Raw genomic sequence first — 12,729 nt, forward strand, 5'->3', positions numbered from 1 at the left:
TCCGTGTGAAAAGGCGCAGCGTTCATCTAGAGGGTTTCTCGCACGAGAACCCGGTCCCGGCAGCGTGCCGCGTGGGCGATCTGCTCGTCACCGGCGCGATCCACGGTGGCGGCCGAGGCTCCGCTCCAGCGGACTTTCCGCCCGGCATGGCGGAGCAGGCGCGCGTGATGTTCGACCGCGTGGCCGCCCTCCTGGAGGCGGAGGGCGGCTCGCTCGACGACGTCGCCAAGTTCTCGATCCGCATCGCCGAGCCCGCCCACCGCAAGGAACTCAACGAGCAGTGGTGCTCCCTGTTCCCTGATCCGTCGAGCCGGCCCGCCCGTCAGGTGACGGTCGGCACGACCCAGCCGCACATTCTGGTGCAGTGCGAGGTGCTCGCAGTGCTCACCGTCGACGGAGATCGTGATGCCTGACTACGCCCACTTCGATGCCGCCACGCGGGAACCCGCCCAGCCGACTCCCGCTCTCGCATGTGACAGCCAGACCCATATATTCGGTGCCCCCGATCGCTTCCCGACCAGGCCGGACGCCGCCTACGTGGTGCACGACGCCACGGTGGAGGCGATGCTCGACATGCACAAGATGCTCGGGATCGAGCGCGGAGTCATCGTCCAGTCCACGGTCTACGGCACCGACCACGACGCGCTGATCGAAGCACTGCACATCGCGGGCCCGGGCTACCGGGGCTGCGGCGTCGTCAACGACAGCGTCGACGACGACCACCTGGCCCGCATGCACGAGGCCGGAGTACGTGGCGCGCGCTTCAACTTCCACCCCAAGCTGAAGAACGCCCTGCCGACACCGGACGAGGTGCGCCGGACGGCCGAGCGGGTGGTGCCGCTGGGATGGCACCTCAAGCTGCACATGAACGGCATCGACCCCTGGGAGGTGACGCCGCTGCTCGAGGACCTGGAGGCGGACGTCGTCATCGACCACATGGGGCCGCTGCAGTACGGGCTCGGGCTCGACGACCCGCACTTCCGGCACATCACGGATCTGCTCCGGCGGGGCAACTGGTGGGTCATGCTGTCGAACGGGGACCGCCGTTCCGTGGCCGGCTATCCGTGGGACGACGCCACGGTCTACGCCCGCGAGTACATCGACCGGGCCCCGGACCGGGTGCTGTGGGCCACCGACTGGCCGCACCCGCTGCACGCAGGCCCGGTCCCCAACGACGGTGACCTGATGGATCTGCTGTCCCGCTACGCGCCCGACCCGGCGGTGCGCGAGCAGATCCTCGTCACCAACCCCCACCACCTCTTCTGTTTCGAGGACGGGGGCATACGTGGCGAGTGAACTCAAGTCCGGCCCAGCAGTGCAGGAGGACCGGCTGTCGTCGAGCGACTGGAAGGCGCTGGGCGTGGCCGTCGTCGGCTGGTCGGTCGACATGTACGACCTGCTGGTCATCCTGCACGTCGCGTCCTACGTCTCCGAGTCGTTCTTCCCCTCCGACAGCCCGTTGCTGAGCCTCACGGCCACCTACGCGGCCTTCGCGGTGAGCCTGGTCGTCCGGCCCGTCGGGGCGCTGGTCTTCGGCTCGCTCGCGGATCGGGCCGGCCGACGCCGGGCGATGACGATCTCGGTCCTCGGCGCGGGTGTCTTCACCGCCGCGATGGGCTTCCTGCCCGGCATCGGCGTGATCGGTGTCGTGGCACCGGTGCTGCTGCTGGTGCTGCGCGTCGTGCAGGGACTGTTCGTCGGTGGGATCACCGCCTCGACCCACACCCTGGCCACCGAGTCGTTGCCCGAACGGTGGCGTGGCATGGCCGCGGGCCTGATCAAAGGCGGTGGCGGAAGTCTCGCCGTAGTGGTGATCAACCTTCTGGTCATCGTCCTGATCGCGGTGCTGGGACAGGAGGAGTTCGCCGCCTGGGGATGGCGGGCCCTGTTCGTCTTCGCGCTGGTGGGTTCCCTGGGGAACTACCTGGTGCTCCGGCACGTGGAGGAGTCGCCGGCGTGGCTCGCGAGGCAGGCGGGGAGCGGCGCCTCCGGCGGCCGGGAGCCGACTGCCACCCCCGTCCGGGCCCTGTTCTCGGCCCGGTGGCGCAAGCTGGTGATGGTGACGGCGGCCATCGTCTTCACCGCCTCCGCCCCCTACTACCTGACGACCGGAATCCTGCCGACGGTGTACAAGCAGGTCCTCGGCCTGTCCCAGGACGCCGCGAGCACCTTCCTGATCATCAATGTGTCGCTGTCGGCTGCCATCGCCGCGGTCTGCGGCCATGCGAGCCAGCGCGTCGGCCGGCGCCGCGTCTTCCTGGCCTCCGGGGTCGCCTGCCTGGTCCTGATCCCCGGGCTGTACCTGGTGATGCAGGCACGGCCCGCGGAGTGGGTCCTGCTGGTGTGCGGCGCCGTGATGGTGATGGCGTCCGGGGCGATCAGCGCACCCTTGATCATCTTCGTGAACGAGCTGTTCCCCACGGAGATCCGGTCGACCGCGACCGCGTTCTCCTGGAGCGTCGGATACGGCCTGAGCGGGCTGCTGCCAACGGTGATCACCGGCGTCAGCGGCGGCCTGGACGCCGTCATCCCGGTGCTGGCGGTGAGCGCCGCGGTCATCACGCTCGGGTTCCTCGTTCTCGTGCTGCGCGCCGAGGAGACACGTGGTGCGCTCAGCGCGGCGTGACCGGCCCGAGCCAGCCCTGTCGCCGCGCTTCCCGCTGGAGGACGTCAGCGAGCAGACAGACCACCTCAGGAGCGTCCGCACGATGGACCAGACGCACCGGAAGCATCGCGAAGTCATCGGCCACCGGCACGAACGCGATATCCGGAAGCCGGCTGAGCTGCGCGGATGCCGCAAGGAGCGCGACGGACGCCGTCTGCCGCTGCACGGCCATCAGTCGGCTGCCGGGCACGGTGTTCCGCACGGCCTCGGGCACATAGCCCGCCTCGGCGAAGATGCCGTCGACCATGGCCTGGTATCCCGGCGCCAGCGAGGACGGGGTGGTCACGAACCGCTCACCGCGCAACTCCGCCAGGTGAACGCTGTCGCGGCCGGCCAGCGGATGCGTCTCGGGCATGGCGATGACGAGGCGTTCACACCGCAGCAGCAGCGAGACGAGTTCGTCGTCGACCGGGTCGTACCGGACCAGTCCGACATCGCACTGACGTCGTCGCAGGGACTCCAGGACGTCCGACTCCCATGCCTCCACGGCCTGGAACGTGAGATGGGGCAGCGCCTGCTCCATGTGGCCGACCAGGACCGGCAGCGTCTCGTAACCCACGCTGAGCGTGTAGGTGATGCGCACGGTGCCGCGTTCCCCCGCGGCGGTCTCCTGGGCACGTGCGACGGCCTCGTCGAAGAGCTGCAGCACCTTGGCGACGTCGGCGGTGAAATCCCGGCCGGCGGGCGACAGGCGCACATTGCGCGTGTCACGCACCAGCAGTTGGACCCCCATCCGCCGTTCCAGTCGCTTGATCCGCTGGCTGAGTGCCGGCTGCTCGATGTGCAGCCGCTCCGCCGCCCTGGCGAAGTGCAGTTCCTCGGCCAGCACGGCGAACGACCGCAGAACAGCCAGATCCACATCCACACACCGACCGTATCAACAGCGCTGTCGGCACCCCGTCCCCTTGGCGGGCCGACGCTGTCCGACCGAAGGAGGCCGACATGTCCGACGTCACGTCCCGGCTGCGAGGCTCGATCGTCCCGCTGGTCACCCCGTTCCACGACGACGGGTCGATCGACACACCCACCGTGCGCAGGCTGATCGAGCACCACGTCACGCAGGGCAGCCACGGGATCTCGGTGACCGGTACGACGGGTGAGCCGGGAGCGCTCACCCTCGACGAGCGCCTGCACCTGCTCGATGTCGCGGCCGAGACGCTCGACGGCAGACTGCCGTTCGTCCCGGGCACCGGGACCCACCAGCTGCCCGAGACCATCGCCATCACCCGGCGCGCCGCCGAGTTGGGCGCGGACGCCGCTCTCGTCATCGTGCCCTACTACGCCCGCCCGACGCAGCAGGGCCTGTACGCCTGGTACAGCGCGGTCGCGGAGGCCGTCGACATCCCGATCCTCATCTACAACATCCCGTCGCGGACAGGTGTCGAGATGGCCCCCGAGACGGTGGGCCGGCTGCACCGCGACGTCCCGAACATCATCGGCATGAAGGAGGCCAGCCCGGACTTCGCGCACGCCAACTTCGTACTGCGCGAGACGGGCCCGGACTTCCTGCTGTTCTCCGGCCTCGAAGCCCTATGTTTCCCGCTCCTCGCCATCGGCGGCGCGGGCTTCATCAGCGTCACCGCCAACCTGGTGCCGCGCGAGATCGCCCGCATGTACGAGGCGGTGGCCGAGGGCGACTGGGACGAGGCACGCGCCCTGCACTTCCGGCTTCTCGACCTCAACGACGTCGTCCTGACCGAGACCAACCCGACCGCCGTCAAGTGGCTCATGTCGCAGGCCGGTTCCATCGGACCGGCGCTGCGTGCCCCGCTGGCGCCGCTCTCGGCGGCCGGACAGGAGCGAGTGCGCAAGGCCGCCGCGTCCTGGGGCCTGCTGGGGGACGCGCGATGAGCGAGTGGAAGCCGGTCACGGACGCGGTCACGGAACTCCTCGGCTCGGTGAGCACGGCGACCGTCGCCAGCCAGCTGCTGGCCCGCGGGCTGCGCGACCAGTTCGTCGCCGGCGTCGGACCGGTCGCCCCCGGCCGCCGGATGGTCGGGGCGGCGTGGACGGCCCGCACGATCCCGTCACGCGAGGACCTCGACGGTCTGTGGCCCGGCTCGCGCCCGGTCCCGGGTCTGTCGCTGTTCGACGTGATCGAGTCGACCCCGGCCGGCGCGGTGCTGGTGATCGACGGCCGCGGCGAGAACCGGACCGCCACCGGCGGTGACATCCTCGTCGAGCGCCTGCGTGTGCGGGGGGCCCGCGGCCTGGTCACCGACGCCGGCATCCGGGACGGCGCGGCGGTGTCGGCCGTGGCGCTGCCGTGCTACTCCGCCGGCACGACGGCCAACGTCAGCCGGGCGTTCCTCCGCATCATCGAGCAGGACGTGCCCGTCGGCTGCGGTTCGGTGGCCGTCTTCCCGGGCGATGTCCTCGTGGGAGACGACGACGGCGTCATCGTCATCCCGCGTGCGATGGCCGACGAGGTGGCCCGGGACGCCGCAGAACAGGAGCAGTTGGAGGAGTTCATCGGCGAGAAGGTCCGCGCCGGGGCGCCCTTGCACGGGGTGTATCCGCCGTCGGCCGAGGTGCGCGCCGAGTATCGGGCGGCCCGGCGATGAGCGACGGTCCACTCGACGGGCTGCTGGTCGCCGACTTCAGCAGGGTCCTCGCGGCCCCCTACCTGACCATGCTGCTCGGAGACCTCGGTGCCGACATCGTCAAGGTCGAGCGGCCCGGCACCGGGGACGACACCCGAGCCTGGGGGCCGCCCCACCATCACGGGGCGGCCACCTACAACTTGTCGGTCAACCGCAACAAGCGCTCGGTGGTCCTCGACCTGGCAACCGAGGAGGGACGCTCCGCGGCACGGGAACTCGCCGGCCGGGCGGACGTACTGATCGAGAACTTCCGGCCCGGGACCATGGCACGCCTGGGCCTGGACGAGGCGGCCCTGCGGCCGGGCAATCCGGGCCTCGTCTACTGTTCGCTGTCGGGGTTCGGCTCCGGGCCCGGAGCCGCGATGCCCGGTTACGACCTGCTGGTCCAGGCGGCGGGCGGGCTGATGAGCGTGACGGGGCCCGGTCCTGGACAGCCGACGAAGGTCGGTGTGGCCCTGGTCGACGTCCTGTGCGGGCTGCACGCGGGCATCGGTGTGCTGGCCGCGCTGCGATACCGCGACAGCACCGGCCGCGGGCAGCTGGTGGAGGTCGACCTCCTGTCGACCCTGCTGTCCAGCATGGTCAACCAGGCCGGCGCCCACACCATGACCGGCGTGGTCCCGGGCATCCTGGGCAACCGGCATCCCTCCATCGCGCCCTACGAGGTCTTCGCGGCCGCGGACCGGCCGATCGTCCTGGCGGTCGGCACGGACCGCCAGTTCCGCAGTCTGGTCACGGTGCTGGGCTCGCCCGAGCTGGCGGACGACGACCGGTTCGTCACCAACACGGCACGGGTCGCCCACGTCGACGACCTGGCCGACCTCCTGGGCACCCGCTTGTCGGCCCGTTCCGCCGACGAGTGGTGCGAGCTGCTCACTCCGCACGGGGTGCCGTGCGGGCCGGTGAACGACCTCGCGGAGGCCTTCGGGCTCGCCGAGCGGCTGGGCCTCGCCCCGCGGGTGCACCTCGACGGCCAGGACCTGGTCGCCAACCCGATCCGCCTGGACAGGACTCCGCCGTCCTACCGCCTGCCACCGCCCGGGCTCGGCGAGCACACCGAGGAGGTCACCCGCTGGCTGGCCACCGGACGAGAGGAGTCGGACCGATGACCACCGTCCTGCCCGAGTCGATGACGCCGGAGCAGACCTACCGGCTGCTCACCGGTGTGGTCGTCCCACGGCCCATCGCCTGGGTCACCACCCGGTCGGCCGACGGCGTCATGAACCTCGCCCCGTTCAGCTGCTTCACCTTCGTGTCCAGCGCCCCGCCCATGATCGGCATCAACGTCGGGCGGAAGGACGGAGCACTCAAGGACACCGGCCGCAACATCCACGGGACCGGCGAGTTCGTGGTCCACCTCCCCGACGAGTCGATGATCGAGGACGTACATCTCAGCGCGGTCGAGCACCCGCCCGAGGTGGACGAGGCGGGGCTGCTCGGCCTGCCCACCGTCGCGTCCGAACGCGTCGGTGTGCCTCGGCTCGCCGACCCGCCGATCGCACTCGAATGCCGGCTGCACTCGGCCACCGCGTACGGACGGACCGGCAGCGAATTCATCGTCGGCACCGTACTCGCCTTCCACATCCGCGGCGGGCTGCTGACCGACGGGAAGGTCGACACGGCACAGCTCGCCCCGATCGCCCGCCTGGCCGGACCGGCCTACGCCGGCCTCGGCCGCATCACCCGGATGACGCCCGTCGGACAGACCCCCAAATCCACGCTCCCCCATCCCACGCGCACCACGAAGGCGGACTGATGACCACGCCCCTCACCGACCCGCTCGACCTGCTCGACCTGCGTTCCTCCCTGTCCGACACCGAACGCGACATCCAGTCCACCGTCGCCGGCTTCCTCGCCGACCGGGTACGGCCGTCCGTGCCGGAGTGGTTCGACTCCGGCACGTTCCCCCGCGAACTCGTCCCCGAACTCGGCAAGCTGGGCCTGCTCGGCATGCACCTGCAAGGCTACGGATGCGCCGGCACCAGCGCCGTCGAATACGGCCTGGCCTGCATGGAGCTGGAGGCCGTCGACAGCGGCCTGCGCAGCTTCGTCTCCGTACAGGGCTCCCTGTCGATGTTCTCCGTCTGGCGGTTCGGCTCCGAGGAGCAGAAGCAGGAGTGGCTGCCCCGGCTGGCCGCCGGACAGGCGATCGGCTGCTTCGGCCTCACCGAGCCCGACCACGGCAGCGACCCCGCGCACATGCGCACCCGTGCGGTACGCGACGGCGGCGACTGGATCCTCAACGGCACCAAGATGTGGATCACCAACGGGGGAATCGCCGACGTGGCGACGGTATGGGCGCAGACCGACAGCGGCATCCGCGGATTCCTGGTGCCGCGCGGCACTCCCGGATTCACGACCCGCGACATCAAGAACAAGCTCTCCCTGAGGGCCTCGGTCACCTCCGAGCTCATCCTCGACGACGTCCGTCTCCCGGACTCCGCGCGCCTTCCCCTGGCGGAGGGCCTGCGCGGTCCGCTGTCCTGTCTCAACGAAGCCCGCTACGGCATCCTCTTCGGTGCCGTCGGTGCGGCCAGGGACTCGCTGCAGGCCGCGCTCGAGTACGCCACCACCCGCATCCAGTTCGGCCGTCCCATCGGTGCGTTCCAGTTGACGCAGCAGAAGCTGACCGACCGGGCCCTGTCGGTGAACACCAGCGCCCTCCTGGCCCTGCACCTGGGCCGGCTCAAGGACGCCGGGACGCTGCGGCCGGAGCAGATCAGCGTCGGCAAACTGAACAACGTCCGCGAGGCGATCGCCACCGCCCGGGAGTGCCGGACGATCCTCGGCGGAAGCGGCATCACCACCGAGTACTCGCCGCTGCGTCACTCCGCCAACCTGGAGTCGGTCCTCACCTATGAGGGGACGTCCGAGATCCACCTGCTCACGGTCGGCAGGAAGCTGACCGGGCTTTCCGCGTTCACGGGCTGAGCCAGGAAGCCCGCCCAGCCCGTCCGCCGGCCCCGAAGGACCTCCACAGTGATCACGAGCTTCTCTCCCCAACGCCCGGACCAGCGGGTCGCCGCCGCCGCGGCGGCACCCGAGGACGTGGCCGACGCGGCACACCGCGCGCGCCGGGCCCAGGTGGACTGGGCCGCGGCTCCGGCCGCGGACCGGGCGGCCGTCCTGACCGCGATCGCCGATACGACAGCGGCGGAGCCGGCGGAACTCCGCTCAGCACTTCTTCACCTCGGTGCACACGGTGGCTGTCGGCTGCGCGTAGCCACGAGGTGCGGAGAGACACGGAGTCGGAAGGGAAGCAGGCGCAGGTGAGAGATGTCGAGACGAGCAGTCTCCGGATCGGTGTGGTCGGCAGCGGACAGATGGGGGCCGGGATCGCCGAGGTGTTCGCACGGTCCGGACTGGACACCCGGGTCGCCGAAGCGTCTCCGGAGGCGCTGGCCGCGGGCCGTGACCGGCTGGAGAATTCGCTGGCCCGCGCGACCGCGCGAGGGAAACTGACGAAGGCCGAGCACGATGCCGCCCTCGCGCAGCTGAGCTGGACCACCGAGTTGCACGACCTCGGCGACCGCGACCTGGTGATCGAGGCCGTCGTCGAGAACGAGCAGGTCAAGGCGGAGATATTCCGGACACTGGACGCGGTCGTGGGCCCGGACACGATCCTGGCCTCCAATACGTCCTCGATCCCCCTTGTAGATCTCGCGGTTGTCACCGGCCGACCCGAGAACGTCATCGGCCTGCACTTCTTCAATCCCGCCCCGGTACAGAAGCTGGTCGAGATCATCCCGGCGCTGACCACGTCACCGCGGACGATCGAGCGGACACAGACGCTCGTCTCCCACACCCTGGGCAAACACCCGATCCGAGCACAGGACAGGGCCGGGTTCGTGGTCAACGCCCTGCTCATTCCCTATCTGCTGGCGGCGATCCGCATGGTCGAGAACGGCACGGCGAGCCGCGACGACATCGACAACGGCATGGTGTTCGGCTGCGCGCACCCCATGGGCCCCCTCGCCCTGTGCGACTTGATCGGACTGGACACCGTCCAGGCCATCGCGGACTCCCTGTACGAGGAGTACAAGGAGGTGTCGTACGCCCCACCGCCCCTGCTACGGCGGATGGTCGCCGGGGGCAGACTCGGCCGCAAGAGCAATATCGGCTTCTACCTCCATGAGGCGCCAACAGGCCGACCGTCCGAGCACGCTTGAAGCACCGTGAGCGGCCGAGATCGAGAGCCGGCCGAGGAGCACAGGGGACCCGTGGCCGGGATCCGCCGGACCGAGCGCGGTGGCCAGGTGGACCCTGGATTGTCGGTGGCATGAGCTGGGCGTCGCGTCCTAGTCTTCACTCACGCGCCACATCAGGCTCACAGGGGGACCACAGGAGCCGGCACATGGCGTCCACATCTCTTCGTTCCGGGGGGTTCGAACCAGCGTGCGTATCCGCACTCTTCCCGCCGCCACCGCCCTGGCGGTCCTGTTCAGTTCCGCGGCACTCGCCGCCACCACTCCGGCGTACGCCGATTCCAGCAAGATCCTGCCGGTCAGGTCGGCCGGCGACATCGTGGTCGACTCCGCCCATCAGCGGGTCTTCGTCAGCGATCCGACCGGCGGAAAGATCGTCGTCACCGACTACCGCGGGACCGTCGTACAGCAGCTCACCGCCCTGCCGGGCGTCGCGGGCCTGGAGCTGTCGGCCGACTCGGCGACGCTGTACGCGGCGGTCGGCGGCGACGACGCGATCGTGGCCGTCGACACCGCGACCGGCACCGAGTCCGCCCGCTACGCCGTGGGCGACCAGCCGCAAAGCGTCGCCGTGGCCGGCGACCGGATCTGGTTCGGCTACGGCGCCTCGGGCTACGGCGACCTCGGCTCGGTGGACCTGAGGGGCGAGCAGCCCGTGATCACGCTGGGGCAGGCCACGCGCTCCTGGTACGGGGCGCCGCTCCTGGACGCGGCCCCGGACTCGGGCATGCTGCTGGCCGGCGAGACCGCCAGCAGCCCGTCCTCCCTGGTGTCGTACGACGTCACCACGGGCGCCCCCGTGCGGCTCGCCGCCACCACCGCGGGCTCGTTCATCCGGGACGTCGCGGTCACCCCGGACGGCCAGAACGTCATCACGGCCAGCGGATCCCCGTACCACCACCCGGTGTTCAAGACGGCCGACCTCACGGCGAACGGCAGCTACGCCAGCGACGCGTACCCGAACGCCGTGGCCATCGCCCCCGACGGCACCGTCGCGGCGGGCATCGACGGCTGGTACGACCCGGACGTCTACATCTACCGGCCCGGCGCCACCACGACGGTGCGCGAGTACGACTTCCCGAACACGGGCAGCACGTCCGGCTCCGACGTGCTCGCCGCCTCCGGCCTCGCCTGGACCACGGACGCCTCCCGCCTGTTCGCGGTGACGTCCAACAGCAACGACGTCTTCTCCCTGCGCGTGCTGACCAGCCCCACCAAGGCGGCCACAGCCGTCACGGTCGACGCCCCCGCCACCGCGCCCCGCGCCAAGAAGCTCACCGTCAAGGGCAAGGTCACGTCGAAGGTGCCGCTCCCGGCCGGATCCCCGCTCACGGTGACCCGCACCGACCTGGAGTCGAAGAGCGGCAAGCAGCTGCCCACGGCGACGGTGAAGAGCGACGGCACGTACTCCTTCACCGACACCCTGACGGTCGGCGGCAAGGTCACCTACAAGGTGGCGTACGCCGGTGACGCCGGGCACGCGGCGGGCTCGGGCAGCGACTCCGTCGACGTCTCCCGCGCCAAGCCCGCGCTCACCCTCACCAACAACGGCAAGGTGTACTCGTACGGGGCCGACGTGAAGTTCACGGCGCACCTGGGGACGACGTACAAGAACCGCAAGGTGGAGATCTGGGCCGACCCGTTCGGCGGTGACAAGCCGAACAAGCTGGTGAAGTCCGGCACGGTCAACTCCGGCGGGAACCTGTCCGTCACCCTGGACCTCAAGCGGGACACCAAGGTCACGGCGAAGTTCACGGGCGACGCCCGCTACCAGCCGCGGTCCGCGTCCAGCACGGTCGGCGCCCGGGTGAAGGTGTCCACGGCGGTCAGCGGCCAGTACAAGAAGAAGAGCACGTGGGGTCACACGTACCACTTCTTCCGCAAGTCCAAGGACCCGCTCTTCACCACCACGATGTCGGCCTACCCGGGCCGCAAGCAGCGTCTCGCGCTCCAGGTGTACTACGACGGCCACTGGTACGGCGCCGGCTCGGACTACTTCGCGCTCAGCTCCACGGGCGTGTCCAAGGTGTGGCTGGGCGGCACCCACGACACCGGCTGGCGGTTCAGGGTGCGTTCCTCCTACGTCAACGGCAGCTCCGGTGACACCGTGAACTCGGCCACGCACAGCGCCTGGAAGTACTTCACCTTCACCAGCTGACGGGCCGGACCGCTCAGCCCTGGATCTGCAACTCCCGCAGATGCTGCTGGACATGGTCCAGGGCGCCCTGCCGGCGGCCCGGGACCCGTTGGCGCAACTCCGCGAGGGCGGCGCCCAGTTCCCGGGCCGGGGCCGCGTCGCCGATGCGGCCCCACTGGTGGTGGGCCCGGTCCACCGCCGCCTCCACCGCGGGCGCGTCCGCGGGCTGCCCCGCGGCCAGCCGGGCCCCGGCCACGGTCAGCCAGGTGCGGCAGCTGCGCACCGCGTCCCCCGCGAACATCGCGAGGTCCGCACGGACCTCGGCCCAGTGCAGCGCGTCCTCGGAGCCCGGCCCGTACGCCCGCACCGCGGCCTGCTCCCACCGCGCGGCCAGCGCATCCGCCTCGGCGTGCCGGCCTGCCTGTACGGCGGCGGCGATCGCGGCATGGGGATCGCCGCTCGCCGGGGCGGGCGCGGCCAGCAGGACGTCGCCCGCCGCCTCCTCGCCGAGCCGGGCCAGCACCTGCTGGTGCAGCTGCTCCAGCGGCGGCCGGTGCCCGCTGCGCAGCACCGTCGCCACCGCCTTCATGTACGACGGCACGGCGACCGTGCGGCGGGCCGGGGGCGGTGCTATCCGGCCGTAGACGGGGTTGTTGCGGCCGGAGTCGAGCGGCGTGCTGCGCAGGTGCTGCCAGGTCTCGGCGTCCGCGTGCAGATCGACGACGAGGGTGGTCGCGCCGGACGGACGCAGCCGCAGCTCCTCGCGGAACCAGTGCCAGGGGAAGGCGGTGTAGCGGACGGTCGCCGCGGTGGTGCGGGCCAGCGCCAGATGCGGCAGGTGCTGGCGCCGGTCCAGCTGGAGCTGGCCGGTGACGAACACGGTCAGCGGGCCGGGGGCCGCCGCGGCGGCGCGCAGCCGGGTCAGCACGGCCTGCGGCTCCAGCGGATCGGCGAGTTCGACCACGTTGGCGGTGTCCGTGCCGGCGAGCACGTCGGGTGCGACGGCCGCGAGGACGGGGAGCACGGAGGCCGCGTCGACCAGGCGCCCCCGGCCCATCGGCGAGGCCGCGAGCAGCAGCACGGTTCCGGGCATCGTCCCTCCCCTGTCGATCACCTAGG

Annotated in this window: 13 protein-coding genes; 11 read left to right on the plus strand and 2 right to left on the minus strand. The window is 70.9% G+C overall.

Annotated features, from left to right (window positions below):
• Positions 1 to 71: 71 nt before the first annotated feature.
• From CTZ28_RS46950 to CTZ28_RS11990, 3 genes are read left to right on the plus strand one after another with little or no spacing between them, the layout of a single operon-like run.
• Positions 72 to 413, plus strand: coding sequence for a RidA family protein (locus CTZ28_RS46950; RefSeq protein ID WP_183154362.1), 342 nt, complete (start codon positions 72 to 74; stop codon positions 411 to 413).
• Complete coding sequence (locus tag CTZ28_RS11985; protein WP_121889317.1) at positions 406 to 1,296, plus strand: amidohydrolase family protein; 891 nt, start codon at positions 406 to 408, stop codon at positions 1,294 to 1,296. Before CTZ28_RS46950 ends, CTZ28_RS11985 begins: the two co-directional genes overlap by 8 nt.
• Positions 1,286 to 2,626, plus strand: coding sequence for an MFS transporter (locus tag CTZ28_RS11990; RefSeq protein WP_147481139.1), 1,341 nt, complete (start codon positions 1,286 to 1,288; stop codon positions 2,624 to 2,626). The genes CTZ28_RS11985 and CTZ28_RS11990 overlap by 11 nt, the downstream gene beginning before the upstream one ends.
• Here the strand turns inward: CTZ28_RS11990 and CTZ28_RS11995 are convergent.
• Positions 2,613 to 3,530, minus strand: a complete 918-nt coding sequence (locus CTZ28_RS11995; protein WP_121889319.1) for a LysR family transcriptional regulator — start codon at positions 3,528 to 3,530, stop codon at positions 2,613 to 2,615. The two genes, CTZ28_RS11990 and CTZ28_RS11995, sit on opposite strands and share 14 nt — an antisense overlap.
• A gap of 77 nt (positions 3,531 to 3,607) precedes the next feature.
• Here CTZ28_RS11995 and dapA point away from each other — a divergent pair, with 77 nt between their 5' ends.
• From dapA to CTZ28_RS12035, 8 genes are all read left to right on the plus strand, one after another.
• On the plus strand, positions 3,608 to 4,516 hold the full coding sequence (gene dapA, locus CTZ28_RS12000; RefSeq protein ID WP_121889320.1) for a 4-hydroxy-tetrahydrodipicolinate synthase: 909 nt from the start codon (positions 3,608 to 3,610) through the stop codon (positions 4,514 to 4,516).
• A complete protein-coding gene (locus CTZ28_RS12005; protein WP_121889321.1) occupies positions 4,513 to 5,229 on the plus strand; it encodes an RraA family protein in 717 nt (238 codons plus the stop codon). The genes dapA and CTZ28_RS12005 overlap by 4 nt, the downstream gene beginning before the upstream one ends.
• Positions 5,226 to 6,377, plus strand: a complete 1,152-nt coding sequence (locus CTZ28_RS12010; protein WP_121889322.1) for a CaiB/BaiF CoA transferase family protein — start codon at positions 5,226 to 5,228, stop codon at positions 6,375 to 6,377. The genes CTZ28_RS12005 and CTZ28_RS12010 overlap by 4 nt, the downstream gene beginning before the upstream one ends.
• Positions 6,374 to 7,024 carry a flavin reductase family protein gene (locus tag CTZ28_RS12015; protein ID WP_121889323.1) on the plus strand — a complete coding sequence of 217 codons (651 nt, stop codon included), beginning with the start codon at positions 6,374 to 6,376 and terminating at the stop codon, positions 7,022 to 7,024. Before CTZ28_RS12010 ends, CTZ28_RS12015 begins: the two co-directional genes overlap by 4 nt.
• Positions 7,024 to 8,199 (plus strand): acyl-CoA dehydrogenase family protein, encoded by a 1,176-nt coding sequence (locus tag CTZ28_RS12020; protein WP_121889324.1) that lies wholly within the window; start codon positions 7,024 to 7,026, stop codon positions 8,197 to 8,199. The genes CTZ28_RS12015 and CTZ28_RS12020 overlap by 1 nt, the downstream gene beginning before the upstream one ends.
• A 48-nt stretch (positions 8,200 to 8,247) precedes the next feature.
• On the plus strand, positions 8,248 to 8,541 hold the full coding sequence (locus CTZ28_RS12025; protein ID WP_121889325.1) for an aldehyde dehydrogenase family protein: 294 nt from the start codon (positions 8,248 to 8,250) through the stop codon (positions 8,539 to 8,541).
• Positions 8,538 to 9,437, plus strand: a complete 900-nt coding sequence (locus CTZ28_RS12030; protein ID WP_220795324.1) for a 3-hydroxybutyryl-CoA dehydrogenase — start codon at positions 8,538 to 8,540, stop codon at positions 9,435 to 9,437. Before CTZ28_RS12025 ends, CTZ28_RS12030 begins: the two co-directional genes overlap by 4 nt.
• Positions 9,438 to 9,663: 226 nt before the next feature.
• Positions 9,664 to 11,631 carry a YncE family protein gene (locus tag CTZ28_RS12035; protein ID WP_121889326.1) on the plus strand — a complete coding sequence of 656 codons (1,968 nt, stop codon included), beginning with the start codon at positions 9,664 to 9,666 and terminating at the stop codon, positions 11,629 to 11,631.
• A 13-nt stretch (positions 11,632 to 11,644) separates the two neighbouring features.
• Here the strand turns inward: CTZ28_RS12035 and CTZ28_RS12040 are convergent, their stop codons facing one another.
• On the minus strand, positions 11,645 to 12,703 hold the full coding sequence (locus CTZ28_RS12040; protein ID WP_121889327.1) for a hypothetical protein: 1,059 nt from the start codon (positions 12,701 to 12,703) through the stop codon (positions 11,645 to 11,647).
• Between the last annotated feature and the right edge of the window lie 26 nt (positions 12,704 to 12,729).

This window comes from Streptomyces shenzhenensis (assembly GCF_003688995.1).
In the GTDB taxonomy this organism is placed as follows: domain Bacteria; phylum Actinomycetota; class Actinomycetes; order Streptomycetales; family Streptomycetaceae; genus Streptomyces; species Streptomyces shenzhenensis_A.